Below are 15763 nucleotides of genomic sequence, written 5' to 3'. Positions count from 1 at the left end.
CACCGCCGGCCGTTGCCAGCAGAGCCGGTCGTCCTGTCTACCCCCAAGGAGACCCGGAATGGACCGAAGCAAAATTGCCGAACAGACCGCAGAATTTGCCAGCCTGATGCAACGGGCGCAGGAGCTTGCGCAGCGCAGCAGCGCCAGTGCCCTGGCCAAAGCGACGGGCAATGAATTCTCGGTGCTGGATTCGGGGACCGTGGCGCAGGCCTATGCTCGCGTGGGGATGAAGCTGGCGCAGAACCCGTTTGCGCTGGCGCAGTTCCAGATCGATCTGTGGTCCAACAGCGCCAAGGCCTGGGCAGGCGCATGGACGGGCGAGGGCGAGGACAGCAAGGACCGCCGCTTCCGCGATGGCCGCTGGACCAGCGATCCGGTCAGCCGTGGCCTGCGCGACGTGCATCTGGCCATCGAAGGCGCCGCCGACCGCCTGATCGAGACCCTGCCCAAGGGTGACAAGGACAGCCTGCGCGTGCGGTTCTATACCCGGCAGTTGCTCAGCGCGCTGTCGCCCAGCAATTATCTTGCGTTGAACCCCGCCGCGCGTGAGCGTTTCCTTGAAACCGATGGCCGCAGCCTGCTGGACGGGTTCCGCAACCTTCTGGACGATCTGGAACGCGGCGACGGGCGGCTGGACATCAACATGACCGACCGCGAGGCCTTCGAGGTCGGGCGCGATCTGGCCACGACGCCGGGGCAGGTGATCTATCAGAACGAATTGATCCAGTTGATCCACTACGAACCGCTGACCAAGACCCAGTTCAAGCGCCCGCTGCTGTTCGTGCCGCCCTGGATCAACAAATACTATATCTTCGACATGAAGCCCGAAAACAGCCTTGTCCGCTATATGCTGGAGCAGGGCCACAGCGTTTTCCTGATTTCATGGGTCAACCCGACCAAGCAGCACGCGGCGCTGAGCTTCGAGGATTACATGCGCCTTGGCCCGCTGACCGCGCTGGACGCGATCACCGATGCGACCGGCGAGGACGAGTTCGACATTCTCGGCTTCTGCATCGGCGGGATTCTGGTGACGGCGACGCTGGCCTATATGGCGGCCAAGGGCGACAAGCGGGTCAAGACCGCGACGACGCTGGCCACGATGGTCGATTTCACCGATGTGGGCGAGATCGGCGTTTTCATCGACCGCGACCGGCTGCAGGTTCTGCGCGAACACATGGCCGAAAAGGGCTATCTGGAAAACCACCATCTGCAGGACATGTTCTCGATGATCCGGGAAAATGACCTGATCTGGTCCTTCCACGTGATGAATTACCTGATGGGCCGCAAGCCGCCCGCCTTCGATCTGCTGTTCTGGAACGGCGACAGCACCCGCCTGCCGGCGGCCATGCTGCTGTGGTATCTGGAAAAGATCTATATCGAGAACGGCTTGCGCAAGGCCGGGCACCTGACCATGGACGGCCTGCCCATCGACATCGGCAAGATCGATATTCCCTTCTATGTCGTTGCGACGAAAGAGGATCACATCGCGCCCTGGAACTCGATCTATCCGACGACCGGCTTGCTGGGCGGTGACACGACCTTTGTTCTGGGCGGATCGGGGCATATCGCGGGGGTGATCAACCCGCCGGCAAAACGGCCGAAATACGGGTTCTGGACCAGCGCGGCTGCCTATCCGGCCGATCCGCAGGACTGGCTGACCAAGGCCGAGGCGCATCAGGGGTCGTGGTGGCCGAACTGGGCGGAGTGGATCGAAAGCCACAGCAAGGGCAAGAAGGTTCCGGCCTATGTGCCTGGTAGCGGAGCGCTGAAACCGATCGAGCCGGCACCCGGCAGCTATGTGCGGGCGGGATAATCACCTTCAGCTTTGGTCGAGATCGTTTGGGGGTAAGCGCGACGGCGTGACCCTATGCAGAGATGCTTGACGGCTGCTGGTTTCTCCATCTTTCCGCCCTACACCCTGATCGAAACGGCCAAGCTCAGCGGAGCCGATCTCAACGCTTGGCTCGCCGACACCCGGATCGAGCCGGTCGGGCCAATCACCTCTCGCCCTTCAAGGCGGCGAACCTTGTCTTCGCAGCGGGGCTCGGGCTGCTCGCGCTGGCTGCGACGCCCCTGGTTCTGTTCGCCGGCTGGGCCGTGATCGGGCTCGGCATGGGCATAGGGCTCTACGAGACAGGGTTCGCAACGCTGGCCGGGATCTATGGCAAGGACGCGCGAGGTCCGATCACCGGCATTACCCTCATCGCCGGGATCGCGAGCACGGTCGGCTGGCCGCTTTCGGGGCTGATGCTGGCGACATGGGGCTGGCGCGAAGCCTGCCTCGGCTGGGCGCTGATCCATCTGGCAGTGGCGTTGCCGCTGAACGCGTGGCTGCCGAAAGGCACCAAGACGGCAGCCGGAGTGGCGACGCCGGTCGAGGACGGCCCTCCTCCATCCCGCCTTGCGCTGTGCTGCTGGCCTTCGTCTTTGCCGCGACCTGGTTCAACTCGACCGCCATGGCCGCGCATCTGCCAGGCCTTCTGCAGGCCGCCGGGGCCAGCACGGCTGTCGCCATCGCGGCAGGAGCGTTGATCGGCCCGGCGCAGGTCGCAGCGCGGGTGCTGGAGTTCGGCCTGCTGCGCTGGTTCCACCCGCTCGTCTCGACCCGCGTGGCGGCAGCGGCGCATCCCGTCGCCGCGGTGGCGCTGGTGAGCTTCGGAGGTCCCGCGGCCTATGCCTTCGCGCTCCTGCATGGGGCGGGGAACGGGATCCTCACGATAGCCAAGGGCACTCTGCCGCTGGCGTTGTTCGGGTCGGCGGGATACGGGCGGCGGATCGGCTGGCTGAATGCGCCCGCCCGCATCCTGCAAGCAGCGGCGCCCCTGATCTTCGGTGCCCCGCTGACCACATGGGGCCTCTCGGCGATCTGGCTGACGGCCGGGATCGGGGTTGCCTCCTTCGCCGCTCTGCTGGCCCTCAGGCGAACATGAGGCGGCGCAAACGGGCCTCGCGACATCGCCCTGCGCTCAGGTTGCGGCGGAGAGGTTCACCCGCTTCATGAGCGCGGCCGCCGTTTCCTTGCGCTCGGAGTAGCGGTCCACGAGATACGCCTTCCGATCGCGCGTGAGCAGCGTGAACTTCACCAGCTCCTCCATGACATCCACGATCCGGTCGTAGAGTGGCGACGGGCGCATTCGTCCCGCCTCGTCGAACTCCTGAAACGCCTTGGGGATGGAGGACTGGTTGGGGATAGTCTGAAGGCCATCCCATGTCCGACGCCACCACCCATCTCCTGCTGCCCTACATTCTGGCGGCGCAGGCCCAGAAGCACGTCACCCATAACGAAGCGCTGCGGATCCTCGACGGGCTTGTCCAGCTCTCCGTTCTCGACCGGGACCTGACTGCGCCGCCTGGTTCGCCAGCCGATGGCGACCGCTACATCGTCGCCTCCGGCGCGACGGGCGACTGGGCGGGGTGGGACCTGAACGTCGCGCTCTGGACCGATGGTGCCTGGCTTCGCCTGCCGCCACGCGCCGGCTGGCGCGCGTGGGTCGAGGACCAGGGACTGCTCCTGGTCTACGACGGCGCGGGCTGGGTTAGGACGACACCGGCTGCGTTGCAGAACCTCGCGCTGCTGGGGCTTGGCACCACAGCGGACGCGTCGAACCCGTTCTCGGCCAAGCTCAACGCCGCGCTCTGGGCGGCGAAGACCGTGGCCGAGGGCGGCACCGGCGACCTGTTCTACACCATGAACAAGGAGGCGGCAGGCGACGATCTCGGCCTGACCCTGCAGACCGGCTTCGTGACCAAGGCGCTGGTGGGCCTCTTCGGCTCAGACCGCTTCCGGCTCGCGGTCTCCGCCGACGGCAGCACCTTCTTCGACGGGCTCAGCGTCGACAACGCCACCGGCATCGTTGATCAGCCGCGACTGCCACGCTTCAAGGCGTACACGAACTACGACAACTATGTCGGCGTCGGAACCTGGACGAAGATCGGCCTCAATAACACCGACTACAACGACCAGGGCGCGTTCGACGCCGCGAACAATCACTTCGTCGCCCCGGTTGACGGCACTTACCTCTTCGGCGCGACGCTCATGTACAAGGTCAACGCCAGTACCACCGCGCGCATGCGCGGGCGGCTCGTCCTGAACGGCACGACCGAAATCCGCGGCTCCCTCGGCGAAATCTCCGCCACTCATGTCTCGCTCGCTACCGCGATCTGGCTTCAGACCATGAAGCCGCTGACGGCAGGCGATACCGTCGAGCTGCAGGGGTATTTCCGGGTCGCGGACGGCTACTTCGCCGCCGACCACACGTCCTTCTGGGGCTGCAAGGTCGGCTGAGCGGCGGAAGGAGGATCCGATGAACCCACCCCGATCCGAGGGCTTCGTGCGCATGCCCGACGCCGAGTTCGAGGCGATCTTGACCCGGGCGGCGGAGGAAGGCGCCAAGCGTGCGCTGGCCGATGTCGGCCTCGACGGCGACGAGGCCGCGCTCGACATCCGCGATCTGCGCTCCCTGGTCGACTGCATCCAGCTGGTCCGCCGCACCGCGATGCAGACCGCCGTCCGCATGATCACCACCGGCGTCATGCTGGCGCTGCTCGCGGGTATAGCGATCAAGCTGAAGATCTTCGGCGGCGGCCCGTAGCCGCTCAACACCCCCGTTCACCAGCCCAACCGCACCCGCCCTCGAGGCGGTTTTTTTTCGTTTCGGAGGACCCTCATGACCACGACCTTCCACCGCCATTGGCGTGATGTGCCGGAGAGCGCCTGGCGCTGGCCGAATTTCTCGCCCGCCGAGATTGCATGCCGGGGCACCGGCAAGCTGCTCGTGAACGAAACCGCGCTCGACAAGCTGCAGGCGCTGCGCGACCGGCTGGGCAAGCCGCTGATCGTCCGCTCCGCCTACCGCAGCCCAGAGCACAACCGTGCCGTGGGGGGCGCGGGCCGGTCGAAGCATCTCGACGGCGCCGCCTTCGACATCGCCATGGCGAACCACGATCCGGTGGCGTTCGAGGCGGCGGCGCGCGAGGTCGGATTCCTCGGCTTCGGCTTCTACCCGCGATCGGGGTTCATCCATGTCGATCTCGGGCCCGCGCGGCGGTGGGGCGAGCGGTTCCCGGTCCGGGCGACGGCATTTGCAGCCGAGACGCCGCCCGCGCGCGAGGTGCTGGCTGACAGCCGCACCATGAAGGGCGGCGGGGCAGCCGGTGTGGCGACGCTGGGCGCGGCGGGCGTCGAGGTGGCGCAGCAGGTGCTGGCCGAGACCCAGACCGCGATCTTGCCGCTTGTGCCGTATCTCGACACGTTGCGTTGGGTATTCATCGCCGTGGCGCTTGGCGGCATCGCGGTCACGATCTACGCGCGTCTCGATGACTGGCGCCGAGGGCAGCGGTGATGGCCCCGCTCCTGATCGGGTTCGCCGCCAGCCCATGGATGCGGGCCGCTTTGCGCTACGGCGCCATCATCCTCGCCCTGCTCCTGTTCCTGCTTTCGCTTCGGCGGTCCGGCGAGCGAGCGGGACGCCTCGCTGAACGCCTTCAGACCACGGAGAAAGCCAATGATGTCCAACGCCAGATGCTCGAGGCGACGGCTCGTCGTCCTAGGTCTCGCGACGAGCTTGCTGAGCGGCTGCGCAACGGTCGGTTCTGAGCCCGGCATCGCGACCGTCTGCCCGCCCGTGGTAGAGTACAGCCGCGAGTTCCAGGCGCGCGCAGCCGAGGAGCTCGCGCGGCTGCCGCACGGTTCGGCCATTGCCGAGATGCTGAGCGACTACGGCGCACTGCGTGACCAGACACGCAGTTGCAGCAGATGAGTGGCTGCACGAAACGCCCGATCATGGCCTCACTTGTGCTCAATCGGGGTTCCAACGACGCTAGGCGCCGGTCGCTCTCCGTTAGGCTGTCCTGACCCTACGCTGCGGCGCATCACGCGGTGTCGGCGTCACGCGTCGATCTTCCAGCCGCGCGAAGGCTGCGAGAACAACCCCTTCGGAACGGTCCAGGTAGCCAGCGAGCAACTTGGCCGCGCCCTTTGCATCGTCCCGGTCAACGGCGGCAAGGATGGCCGCGTTCTCGGCGATAAAGGGCTCGTGCAGGAGCTCCGGGTCGGGGAGGAGGCCGAAGGCGAGGCGGAGTTCGGCGACGACCTGAGCAAAAAAGGCCGTCAGACGCGGACTGTCGATCAGCGCGACGACAGCGCCGTGAAACACCATGTTGGCGGAGCCGACCGCGCGCCAGTCTCCACGCTCGCGCGCGGCCTCGGCTGCCACCACAGCGGCGCGCATAGCCGCGACTGCGGCGTGCTTCGGCCAGGCCTGGGCAAGCGCCGGGATCTCGATCAGACGTCGCACACGGTAGATGTCGATGATGGCCGGCATCGAGGGGATTGCCACGAACACGCCGCGGTTTGGCTCATAGCGCGCCAACCCCTCGCGCGTGAGCAACCGGAAGGACTCGCGCAACGTGTTCCGCGAGACACCGAGATCGGCAGACAGTCGGGCCTCAGAAAGGCGTTCCCCGGGCGTCAGCTCCCCCTCCGTCGCCATCGTGCGGAGTTGCGCCGCAATTTGCTCGACAAGCGGCGCGGCGGCATCGAATCCTGGCTTTCGGTCACTCATTCTGCACCTCATGTGTCGGCTCATTTTACGAGGATTCCACGCGCCATGTCACGTGGAGCATCATCGTGTTTGAGCATCTCGCTCACGTTCATAGTGCAAAGCGCACAAGATTGTTCGACGAAACACAAGTGAAGGTAGGAGGATAATTGACGAATCGCTTTGCGTCTGAGACAATGCCGTCATTCCGAATCTGCAAGCGTGGAGCCCGGCAATGAGCGAACTCTCCCCCCCTGTCACCGCATCGGGAGCCACGCTGCGCGGCGGCCTGATCGCCGCCATCTTCCTGATGGCGACCTCGGCCATCGGCCCGGGCTTCATCACCCAGACGGCGACCTTCACCGCGCGCCTCGGGTCGGCCTTCGCCTTCGCGATCCTCGCCTCGATCCTCATCGACTTCGTCGTGCAGATGAACGTCTGGCGGATCACCGCCCTGACCGGCCGCCGCGCCTCCGAAACCGCCAACGCCGCCATTCCCGGTGCCGGCTATCTTCTGTCGGTGCTGGTGATCTTCGGCGGGCTGGTGTTCAACGTCGGCAACATCGCCGGCAGTGGGCTCGGGCTGAACGCGATGATCGGCCTCGACCCGAAGATCGGCGGCGCGTTGTCGGCGCTGCTCGCCATCGGCATCTTCCTGTCGCACCGCGCGGGGTTGCTGCTCGACCGGATCATCGTCGTGCTGGGGATCCTGATGATCGCGATGACGGTGTTCGTTGCCATCGTCTCGAACCCGCCGGTCGGCGAGGCGCTGCGACAGACCGTGCTGCCCTCGACTGTCGACTTCGCCGCGATCACGACGATCGTCGGGGGCACAGTCGGCGGCTACATCACCTATGCCGGCGCGCATCGCCTGCTCGACAAGGGCCTTACGGGCGCTGCGAACCTGCCCGCCATCACGCGCGGCGCGCTGTCGGGCATCGCCGTGACGGGCGTCATGCGGTTCGTGCTGTTCCTCGCGATCCTCGGGGTTACGGCCTCGGGCGTCACGCTCGACCTCGCCTCGCAGACCGCAAACCCGGCGGCCCAGGCGTTCCAGGCGGCGGCCGGCCAGTGGGGCCTGCGGGTGTTCGGGATCATCTTCTGGGCGGCGGCCATCACCTCGGTCATCGGGGCCGCCTATACGTCAGTCAGCTTCATGACCGTTTTCCGCCCGATGGACGACCGCGCGCGCAACGTCGCGACGGTCATCTTCATCGCGGTCTCGCTGGCGATCTACCTCGCCCTCGGCACGGCGCCCGCCGCGCTCCTCGTCTTCGCCGGCGGCTTCAACGGCCTGATCCTGCCCATCGGCCTCACGATCTTCACCTGGATCGGCTTCGCCCGCTCCGACCTGATGGGCGGCTACCGCTACAGCCGGCCGCTGCTCGCGTTGAGCGTGATCGTCTGCGCGCTGACGTGGTACATGGGGCTGAAGTCGGTCAGCACAATTTTCGCTTTCCTTAGCGCCTGATGGAAAAAATGGCTATGGATCTCAACAGCGATCTCGGCGAGGGCTACGGGGCCTGGCGGATGGGCGACGACGCGGCGATGCTTGCGATCGTCAGTTCCGCCAACGTCGCCTGCGGCTTTCACGCCGGCGACCCCCTGACCATCCTCTCGACGCTGCGCGAGGCGGCGCAGCGCGGCGTGGCGGTCGGGGCGCATGTCTCCTATCCCGACCGCGTCGGCTTCGGGCGCCGGAAGATGGACGTGACCCCGGCCGAACTCGAGGCCGACGTCGTCTATCAGATCGGCGCCCTGCAGGGGCTGGCGGCGGCGGCGGGGACGCGGATCACCTACGTCAAGCCGCATGGCGCGCTCTACAACACCATCGCCGAGGACGCGGCCCAGGGCGATGCGGTCATCGCAGGCATCCGCGCCGTCGACCCGACGCTGATCCTGATGGCCCTCGCCGGCGCGTCGATCCTCGGGCGCGCCCGCGCCGCGGGCCTGACCGTGGCGGCCGAGGCCTTCGCCGATCGCGGCTATACCGCCGCGGGCGCACTCGTGGCCCGGCGCGAGCCGGGCGCAGTGCTGCACGATCCCGAGCAGGTCGCGGAGCGCATGCTGCGCCTCGCGACCGAAGGCACGATCGAAGCGGCGGACGGCTCGCTCCTGCGCCTCGACGCCCAGAGCATCTGCGTACATGGCGACAACCCGGCCGCGGTGGCTTTGGCCCGGCGCATCCGCGACCGGCTCGTCGCGGCGGGCGTGGCGATCGCCCCGTTCCACGAGGTCGCCCGATGACCTACCAGAACCCCGCCGAGCTGCGCGCCGCCTGTCGCGCGGGTTGGGCCGCGCCGACCTCGGGCCACGCCACGGGCTTCACCCAGTGCAACCTCATCGCGCTGCCCCAGGACTGGGCCTGGGACTTCCTGCTCTTCGCGCAGCGCAACCCCAAGCCCTGCCCGGTGCTCGACGTCACCGAGCCCGGCGGTTTCGAGACCGCGCTCGCCCCCGGCGCCGACCTGCGCCGCGACCTGCCGCGCTACCGCGTCTGGCGCGACGGCGCGCTGGCCGAGGAAACCGCCGACGCGCACGCGGTCTGGGCCGAACATGCCGATCTGGTGACGTTCCTGATCGGCTGCTCCTTCACCTTCGAGGCGCCGCTGATGCAGGCCGGCATCGAGATCCGCCACATCGCGCAGGGCTGCAACGTGCCGATGTATCTCACCGACCGGCCCTGTCGGCCGGCCGGGCGGCTCGCCGGCCCGCTGGTCGTCTCGATGCGGCCGATCCCCGCCGATCGCGTCGCCGAGGCGGTGACGATCTCGGGCCGCTATCAGGCGGTGCATGGCGCGCCGGTGCATGTCGGCGCGCCCGAGGCGCTCGGCATCGCCGATCTCGGCCGGCCGGACTTCGGCGATCCGGTCGCGATACGGCCTGGCGAGATTCCGGTCTTCTGGGCCTGCGGCGTGACCCCGCAGGCGGCGGTCATGGCGTCAAAGCCGCCCTTCGCGATCACCCACGCGCCCGGGCACATGTTCGTCAGCGACGTCCCTGATCGGGAGTGGCAGGCATGACGCTGCGGTTTCTGCCCGTCGGTCCGCGCGCGCTTCTCGTGGAACTGCCCGATCTCGCGGCGACGCTCGCGCTTTTCGACGCGCTGGCCACCGATCCGGTCCCCGGCGTCGCCGAGGTGATCCCCGCCGCGCGCACGCTGCTGGTGCGCGCCGCGCCCGGCGCCGCCGCCGACGGCCGGCTTGCGGCGGCGATCGCGGCGCGGGCGTCCCGCGCGACGGCCCGGCGCGAGGACAAGGCGGAGGCGATTGAGATCCCCATCGTCTACGACGGCGAGGACCTCGCCGAGGTCGCCGCTCATCTCGACCTGACCGTGGCGGAGGTCGTCGCCGCGCATCAGGCGGCGACCTGGCAGGTGGCGTTCTGCGGCTTCGCCCCGGGCTTCGCCTACATGACCTGCGAGGATCCCCGCTTCGACCTGCCGCGCCGCGCGAGCCCGCGCTCGCGCATTCCGGCCGGCGCCGTCGGGCTCGCCGGCCGGTTCTGCGGCGTCTACCCCAAGGCGAGCCCCGGCGGCTGGCAGCTCATCGGGACCACGCCGACGCCGATGTGGGACCTCGCGCGCGACCCGCCGGCGCTGCTGCGCCCGGGCGGGCGCGTGCGCTTCGTCGAACGGCGCAGCGCCGTGCATGCGACGCCGGCCGCCCCGGCCGAGCGCCCCGCCTCCGTCGTAGGGCTGCGGGTGGTCGCGACGGCTTTCCCCGTGCTGATGCAGGACGCCGGGCGGTCCGGTCAGGCGGCGCATGGCATCTCCGGCTCCGGCGCGATGGACCTGCCGAGCCTGCGGCGCGCCAATCGTCGGGCGGGCAACCCGCCCGACGCCGCGGCGCTCGAAATCACGCTCGGCCCGACGCGGCTCAGCGTCGATGCGCCCGCGACGCTCGTGCTCGACGGCGCCGCCGACCGGGCCGAGATCGAGGCCGGCCCCGCGCGCATCCCCGTCGACGTGACCCGCCCCTTCGCGCTCGACCCCGGCGAGGTTCTGGTGATTCCGCCGCCCGCCCGCGGCATGCGCAGCTATCTCGCGCGGCGCGGCGGCTTCGACGCGCCGCGCCTGCTCGGCTCGGCCGCGACCGACACACTCGCGGGGATCGGCCCGGACCCGCTCGGCGCCGGCACCGCGATCGGCTTCGCCGACAACCCAGCGCTCGCCGTCGACGGCGAGCCCGCCGCGCACACGTGGCTGCCCGCTGCCGGCGAGACGGTCCTGCTGCCCGTCACCCTCGGCCCACGCGCCGACTGGTTCCCGGACGCTGCGGTGGCGCTGCTGCTTGCCCAGGACTGGGAGGTGACGGCGCAATCCTCGCGCGTCGGCGTCCGGCTCGCCGGCGACCCGCTCGTGCGCGACGACGCGCGCGAACTGCCCTCTGAGGGGACCGAGCACGGCGCGATCCAGGTGCCGCATTCCGGCCAGCCGGTGCTGTTCCTCGCCGACCATCCGCTGACCGGCGGCTATCCGGTCATTGCCACCGTGCTGCCCGACGCGCTGCCGCTCGCCGGACAGATCCCCCCCGGCGCGCGCATCCGCTTCACCGCCGACCATCCCTTCAGCCCGATCGAGGCCACGCCATGACGACGACCCTGTTCGAGCCCGGCGCCGCGCTGCGTCCGATCCGCCGCCTGTTCATCGCCAATCGCAGCGAGATCGCCGTTCGAGTCATCCGCGCCTGCCGTGACGAGGGGATCGTCCCGATCGTCGCCTATGCCGACAGCGACCGCGACGCGCTCTTCGTCCGGCTCGCCGACGAGGCGTATCCGCTCGGCGGCGAACGCCCGGCGGAAACCTATCTCGACGCGGCCAAGCTCATCGCCATCGCCTTGCGCGCGGGCGCCGACGCGGTGCATCCGGGTTACGGCTTCCTGTCGGAGCGCGCCGAATTCGCCCGCGCCGTGCAGGAAGCCGGCCTGATCTGGGTCGGCCCCGATCCCCACGTGATTGAGGCGCTCGGCGACAAGATCGAAGCGCGGCGCATCGCCGAGGCGGTCGGCGCGCCGCTGGTTGCCGGCACCCCCGGCCCGGTCGCCACCCCGGCCGAGGCCCGCGCCTTTGCCGAGGCGCATGGCCTGCCCGTCGCCATAAAGGCCGCCCATGGCGGCGGCGGGCGCGGCATGAAGGTCGCCTGGAATCTTGAGGAGGTCGAGGAGCTCTTCGAGTCCGCCACCCGCGAGGCGCTGACCGCCTTCGGCCGCGGCGAATGCTATATCGAGCAGTTCCTCGACCGGCCCCGGCATATCGAGGCGCAGGTGCTCGGCGACCGGCACGGGCAGGTCAAGGTGCTCGGCACCCGCGACTGTTCGCTGCAACGGCGCAACCAGAAGCTCATCGAGGAGGCGCCCGCGCCCTTCATCACCGAGGAGCAGCGCGCCCGCATCCACGCCTCCGCCCGGGCGATCTGCGCGCGCGCGGGCTACAGCGGGGCGGGCACCGTCGAGTTCCTGCTGTCGGCGAACGGCACGCTCTCCTTCCTCGAGGTCAACACTCGGCTTCAGGTCGAGCATCCGGTGACCGAGGAGACGACCGGCGTCGACCTGGTGCGCGCGATGATCGCCGTGGCTGCCGGCGCGCGGCTCGCCGACGAGGAGGTCCCGGCGCCCCTCGGCCATGCGATCGAGTTCCGCATCAACGCCGAGGACCCGGCCCGCGGTTTCCTGCCGACGCCGGGACCGGTGACGGATTGGGACGCGCCTGGCGGCCCCGGGGTCCGGCTCGACAGCGGCGTCGTCGCCGGTTCGGTGGTGCCGGGCAGCTTCGACTCGCTGATGGCGAAGCTCGTCGTGACCGGCGCCACGCGCACGGAGGCGCTCGCGAGAGCGGGGCGCGCCCTGGCGGAGTTCCAGATCGGCGGCGTCGCCTCGGTCCTGCCCTTCCACCGCGCGGCGATCGCGGCGCCCGAGTTCCGCGCCGAGGGGGGCGACTTCGCCGTCCACACCCGCTGGATCGAGACGGATTTCGCCGACCGGCTCGCGGCCATCGGCGGGGAGGCGCGGGTGACCCCGGCGGCGACCGCGCCGTTCCTGCGCTTCGCGATCGAGATCGACGGCCGGCGCGTCGAGATCGGCCTGCCGGCGGGGATGCTCGCCGCCGGTTCCGGTTCCGGTCCCGGCGCTGCCGCGGCGGCGGAGGCGCCGGGGGCGGCAGGCCAGGACGTCGTGACGGCCCCTGTTGCCGGAACGCTGCAGGTCTGGCAGGCTGAGGACGGGGCGGAGGTCGCCGCCGGCGCGGTGATCGCGGTGATGGAGGCGATGAAGATGGAGACGCGGGTCGAGGCGCCGCGCTCCGGCCGGCTCCGGCATCTGGCCGAGGCGGGCAAGCCCATCGGCTTCGGCGCGCCCCTCGCGCGCATCGAGCCGGCCTGAGGCGCGCGCAGGAACCGAGGGAAAGAACCAGGCGGCGGAACGCCGCCTGCAAAGACAAAATAGAAGCGGAGGAGGAGGACGTCGTGACAAGCCATACCGACGCCATGATGGCGAACAAGGGCGCGAAGCCGCTAGCCTGGTCGAAGCACGATACGAAATGGGTCCTGAGCCTGTTCGGAACCGCGGTCGGCGCCGGCATTCTGTTCCTGCCGATCAACGCGGGGAGCGGCGGCTTCTGGCCCTTGATCATCATGGCCGTCCTGATCGGACCGATGACCTATCTGTCGCATCGCGGGTTGTCGCGGTTCGTGTGCTCGTCCGCGATCCCGGGCAGCGACATCACCCAGGTGGTCGTCGAGCATTTCGGATCCGGCGCCGGCAAGGCGATCACGATTCTCTACTTCCTGGCGATCTACCCGATCGTGCTGATCTACGGCGTCGGCATCACCAACACCGTCGACAGCTTCATGGTCAACCAGCTCGGCATGGACCCGCTCCCGCGCTGGATCCTCTCCGGCCTGCTGGTCGCGGGAATGATGGCCGTGATGATGGCCGGGCAGGAGATCATGCTGCGCGTGACCGAAGCGCTGGTCTATCCGCTCGCGGCGATCCTCGTGCTCCTCTCGCTCTATCTGATCCCGAGCTGGGACCTCTCCACCGTGACGCAGGTCTCGTCCCCCGGCAGCATGCTGGCGACGGTATGGCTGACGATCCCTGTGCTGGTCTTCGCCTTCAACCACTCCCCGGCGATCTCGCAGTTCTCGGTTTCGCTGAAGCGGGACTATGGATCCGATGCGGCGGAAAAGGCGGACAAGATCCTCGGCCGGACTGCGACCGTGCTGGTCGGGTTCGTCATGCTGTTCGTGTTCTCCTGCGTGCTGGCGCTCGGCCCGACGCAGCTGGCCGAGGCGAAGGCGCAGAACCTGCCGGTGCTGTCCTATCTGGCCAATGTGCACGGCAGCCCGTTCATCGCCTATTTCGGCCCGATCATCGCGTTCCTGGCCATCGTGTCCTCGTTCTTCGGCCACTACCTCGGCGCGACCGAGGGGCTGCACGGCATCGTCCGCGGCCAGTATGATCCCGACGCGCGCAAGATCGCCGATCCGGCGCTCGTCAAGGCCATCGCCGTCTTCATGTTCCTGACGACCTGGGGCGTGGCGATCCTCAACCCCAGCATCCTCGGCATCATCGAGACGCTGGCGGGGCCGGTGATCGCGGCGATCCTCTACCTCATGCCGATGTACGCGATCTACAAGGTGCCCGCGCTCGCGAAGTACCGTGGACAGATCAGCAACGTGTTCGTCGTCGTCGCGGGCCTCATCGCCATGTCCGGCATCCTCTACAGCATGTTCGGCTGATCGCCGCAGGCCGACCGGCGGAAGGGGGAAACATGTTCATCAGCGTGTTCGACATCTTCAAGATCGGCGTCGGCCCGTCGTCGTCCCACACCATGGGACCGATGACGGCGGCGGCGGCGTTCCTGAAGGCGGTGCAGGACGGCGGCGCCGCCTTCGATCCGGCAAAGCTCACGGCGCTTGAGGCTCAGCTTTACGGCTCGTTGGCGTTCACCGGGAAGGGGCACGCCACCGACCGTGCAGTGATTCTCGGGCTGATGGGGTTCGAGCCGGCGAGCCTCGACGCCGATGTCGCAGAGGCCCGGCTGACCGAGATGCGCGCGACCGGTCGGCTCGCGCCGCCCGGCCTGCCCGAGGTGGCCTTCGATCCCGAGCGCCACGTCATCTTCGACTACGGTCCGCCGCTCGCGATGCACGCAAACGGCATGAAGCTGCGCGCGCTCAGCAACGGCGCGGTCCTGCTCGAGGAGACCTACTACTCGATCGGCGGCGGCTTCATCGCTACAGAGTCCGAACTGCTGGCCTCGCGGTCGCGGAAATCCGCCCCGCCAGGCGCCCAGCAGCAATCGCTCGGCTATCCTTACCCGTTCGGCAGCGCGGCGGAGATGCTCCGGATGGGGAGCGAATCCGGCAGAACGGTCGCCGAGATGAAGCTGGCCAACGAGGAGACTGCGCGAAGTCCCGAGGCCGTGAGGCAGGGGCTCGCCGCCCTGCACGCCACGATGCAGAACTGCATCGACCGAGGGCTCAGGACTGAGGGCGAGCTGCCTGGCGGCCTGAAGGTCAAGCGTCGGGCCAAGGCAATCCATGACCGCCTGGTCGCGGCGCGGGGCACGAGCGCGGCGCAGCCGCACGCGGTCAACGACTGGCTCGCCGCCTACGCGCTGGCGGTCAACGAGGAGAACGCCGCCGGCGGGCGGGTCGTGACCTCGCCTACCAACGGCGCCGCCGGCGTGGTGCCGGCTGTGATCCGCTATTATCGCAGCCACTGCGTCGGCGCGACTGACCCCGGGGTCGAGGTCTTCCTGCTGACGGCCGCAGCGATCGGCGGCATCGTCAAGGAGAACGCCTCGATCTCAGGCGCGGAGCTCGGCTGCCAGGCCGAAGTCGGCTCGGCCTCGGCGATGGCCGCCGCCGGCCTGTGCGCGGCGCTCGGCGGGACCAACGCCCAAGTCGAGAATGCCGCCGAGATCGCGCTTGAGCACCACCTCGGCATGACGTGCGATCCGGTGAGGGGCTTGGTGCAGGTTCCCTGCATTGAGCGCAACGGGCTCGGCGCGATCAAAGCGGTCTCGGCAGCCTCGCTGGCGCTGCACGGCGACGGAACCCACTTCATGCCGCTGGACAATTGTATTGAGACCATGCGGCAGACGGGGCTAGACATGCGTGAGAAGTATAAGGAAACCTCGCTTGGCGGCCTCGCCGTGAATTTTCCGGAATGCTGACTTGCGCGCGGCGGCACGGCCCGTGGTCCACCTGCGTGGCTCAACT

General features: G+C 68.8%; 14 protein-coding genes and 1 pseudogene. 13 read left to right on the top strand and 2 right to left on the bottom strand.

Annotation, left to right across the window (positions count from 1 at the left end; all coding sequences use genetic code 11):
• The first annotated feature begins 58 nt into the window (after positions 1-58).
• Both JHW45_RS06720 and JHW45_RS06715 read left to right on the top strand, forming a co-directional pair.
• A complete protein-coding gene (locus tag JHW45_RS06720) occupies positions 59-1813 on the top strand; it encodes a PHA/PHB synthase family protein (protein ID WP_272860127.1) in 1755 nt (584 codons plus the stop codon).
• 595 nt (positions 1814-2408) lie between these two features.
• The gene (locus JHW45_RS06715) at positions 2409-2930 is read left to right on the top strand and encodes an MFS transporter (RefSeq protein ID WP_233253160.1); all 522 of its coding nucleotides are present in this window, start codon (positions 2409-2411) and stop codon (positions 2928-2930) included.
• 36 nt (positions 2931-2966) lie between these two features.
• Here the strand turns inward: JHW45_RS06715 and JHW45_RS06710 are convergent.
• Positions 2967-3209: pseudogene (locus JHW45_RS06710) on the bottom strand (arsenical resistance protein ArsH); the annotation flags it as partial.
• Between JHW45_RS06710 and JHW45_RS06705 the strand changes: the two are divergent.
• From JHW45_RS06705 to JHW45_RS06690, 4 genes are all read left to right on the top strand, one after another.
• Positions 3209-4285 (top strand): DUF2793 domain-containing protein, encoded by a 1077-nt coding sequence (locus tag JHW45_RS06705; RefSeq protein WP_272860126.1) that lies wholly within the window; start codon positions 3209-3211, stop codon positions 4283-4285. The pseudogene JHW45_RS06710 and the gene JHW45_RS06705 overlap by 1 nt on opposite strands.
• A gap of 19 nt (positions 4286-4304) precedes the next feature.
• On the top strand, positions 4305-4592 hold the full coding sequence (locus JHW45_RS06700; protein WP_272860125.1) for a DUF6127 family protein: 288 nt from the start codon (positions 4305-4307) through the stop codon (positions 4590-4592).
• Positions 4593-4667: 75 nt separating this feature from the next.
• Entirely contained in the window at positions 4668-5342 is a 675-nt protein-coding gene (locus JHW45_RS06695; RefSeq protein ID WP_272860124.1) for a YcbK family protein, read from the top strand.
• Positions 5342-5596 carry a hypothetical protein gene (locus JHW45_RS06690; RefSeq protein WP_203561091.1) on the top strand — a complete coding sequence of 85 codons (255 nt, stop codon included), beginning with the start codon at positions 5342-5344 and terminating at the stop codon, positions 5594-5596. The genes JHW45_RS06695 and JHW45_RS06690 overlap by 1 nt, the downstream gene beginning before the upstream one ends.
• Positions 5597-5840: 244 nt before the next feature.
• Here JHW45_RS06690 and JHW45_RS06685 read toward each other — a convergent pair whose 3' ends face one another.
• Complete coding sequence (locus JHW45_RS06685; protein ID WP_272860123.1) at positions 5841-6563, bottom strand: GntR family transcriptional regulator; 723 nt, start codon at positions 6561-6563, stop codon at positions 5841-5843.
• 211 nt (positions 6564-6774) lie between these two features.
• Here JHW45_RS06685 and JHW45_RS06680 point away from each other — a divergent pair, with 211 nt between their 5' ends.
• The 7 genes from JHW45_RS06680 (at position 6775) to JHW45_RS06650 (ending at position 15717) form a co-directional block, all read left to right on the top strand.
• Positions 6775-8010, top strand: coding sequence for an NRAMP family divalent metal transporter (locus tag JHW45_RS06680; RefSeq protein WP_272860122.1), 1236 nt, complete (start codon positions 6775-6777; stop codon positions 8008-8010).
• A gap of 14 nt (positions 8011-8024) precedes the next feature.
• On the top strand, positions 8025-8786 hold the full coding sequence (locus tag JHW45_RS06675) for a LamB/YcsF family protein (protein WP_272860121.1): 762 nt from the start codon (positions 8025-8027) through the stop codon (positions 8784-8786).
• Positions 8783-9562 (top strand): putative hydro-lyase, encoded by a 780-nt coding sequence (locus JHW45_RS06670; protein ID WP_272860120.1) that lies wholly within the window; start codon positions 8783-8785, stop codon positions 9560-9562. The genes JHW45_RS06675 and JHW45_RS06670 overlap by 4 nt, the downstream gene beginning before the upstream one ends.
• On the top strand, positions 9559-11133 hold the full coding sequence (locus JHW45_RS06665) for a 5-oxoprolinase subunit B/C family protein (RefSeq protein ID WP_272860119.1): 1575 nt from the start codon (positions 9559-9561) through the stop codon (positions 11131-11133). The genes JHW45_RS06670 and JHW45_RS06665 overlap by 4 nt, the downstream gene beginning before the upstream one ends.
• Positions 11130-12917: an acetyl/propionyl/methylcrotonyl-CoA carboxylase subunit alpha gene (locus JHW45_RS06660; RefSeq protein ID WP_272860118.1), complete on the top strand. Its 1788-nt coding sequence runs from the start codon at positions 11130-11132 to the stop codon at positions 12915-12917. Before JHW45_RS06665 ends, JHW45_RS06660 begins: the two co-directional genes overlap by 4 nt.
• Positions 12918-13000: 83 nt before the next feature.
• Complete coding sequence (locus JHW45_RS06655) at positions 13001-14275, top strand: aromatic amino acid transport family protein (protein ID WP_272860117.1); 1275 nt, start codon at positions 13001-13003, stop codon at positions 14273-14275.
• A 32-nt stretch (positions 14276-14307) separates the two neighbouring features.
• On the top strand, positions 14308-15717 hold the full coding sequence (locus tag JHW45_RS06650; RefSeq protein ID WP_272860116.1) for an L-serine ammonia-lyase: 1410 nt from the start codon (positions 14308-14310) through the stop codon (positions 15715-15717).
• The last annotated feature ends 46 nt before the right edge of the window (positions 15718-15763 follow it).

It is taken from the genome of Paracoccus stylophorae (assembly GCF_028553765.1).
Lineage (GTDB): Bacteria > Pseudomonadota > Alphaproteobacteria > Rhodobacterales > Rhodobacteraceae > Paracoccus > Paracoccus stylophorae.
The sequence above is the reverse complement of the archived record's forward strand: the minus strand, read 5'-3'. Positions and strand labels throughout refer to the sequence as shown.

Excerpts from the sequence above, each read along its gene's own strand:
- JHW45_RS06675 (WP_272860121.1), top strand. The coding sequence starts at position 8,025 with ATGGATCTCAACAGCGATCTCGGCGAGGGCTACGGGGCCTGGCGGATG.
- JHW45_RS06680 (WP_272860122.1), top strand. The coding sequence starts at position 6,775 with ATGAGCGAACTCTCCCCCCCTGTCACCGCATCGGGAGCCACGCTGCGC.
- JHW45_RS06670 (WP_272860120.1), top strand. The coding sequence starts at position 8,783 with ATGACCTACCAGAACCCCGCCGAGCTGCGCGCCGCCTGTCGCGCGGGT.
- JHW45_RS06705 (WP_272860126.1), top strand. The coding sequence starts at position 3,209 with ATGTCCGACGCCACCACCCATCTCCTGCTGCCCTACATTCTGGCGGCG.
- JHW45_RS06720 (WP_272860127.1), top strand. The coding sequence starts at position 59 with ATGGACCGAAGCAAAATTGCCGAACAGACCGCAGAATTTGCCAGCCTG.
- JHW45_RS06695 (WP_272860124.1), top strand. The coding sequence starts at position 4,668 with ATGACCACGACCTTCCACCGCCATTGGCGTGATGTGCCGGAGAGCGCC.
- JHW45_RS06700 (WP_272860125.1), top strand. The coding sequence starts at position 4,305 with ATGAACCCACCCCGATCCGAGGGCTTCGTGCGCATGCCCGACGCCGAG.
- JHW45_RS06685 (WP_272860123.1), bottom strand. The coding sequence starts at position 6,563 with ATGAGTGACCGAAAGCCAGGATTCGATGCCGCCGCGCCGCTTGTCGAG.
- JHW45_RS06660 (WP_272860118.1), top strand. The coding sequence starts at position 11,130 with ATGACGACGACCCTGTTCGAGCCCGGCGCCGCGCTGCGTCCGATCCGC.
- JHW45_RS06665 (WP_272860119.1), top strand. The coding sequence starts at position 9,559 with ATGACGCTGCGGTTTCTGCCCGTCGGTCCGCGCGCGCTTCTCGTGGAA.
- JHW45_RS06690 (WP_203561091.1), top strand. The coding sequence starts at position 5,342 with ATGGCCCCGCTCCTGATCGGGTTCGCCGCCAGCCCATGGATGCGGGCC.
- JHW45_RS06650 (WP_272860116.1), top strand. The coding sequence starts at position 14,308 with ATGTTCATCAGCGTGTTCGACATCTTCAAGATCGGCGTCGGCCCGTCG.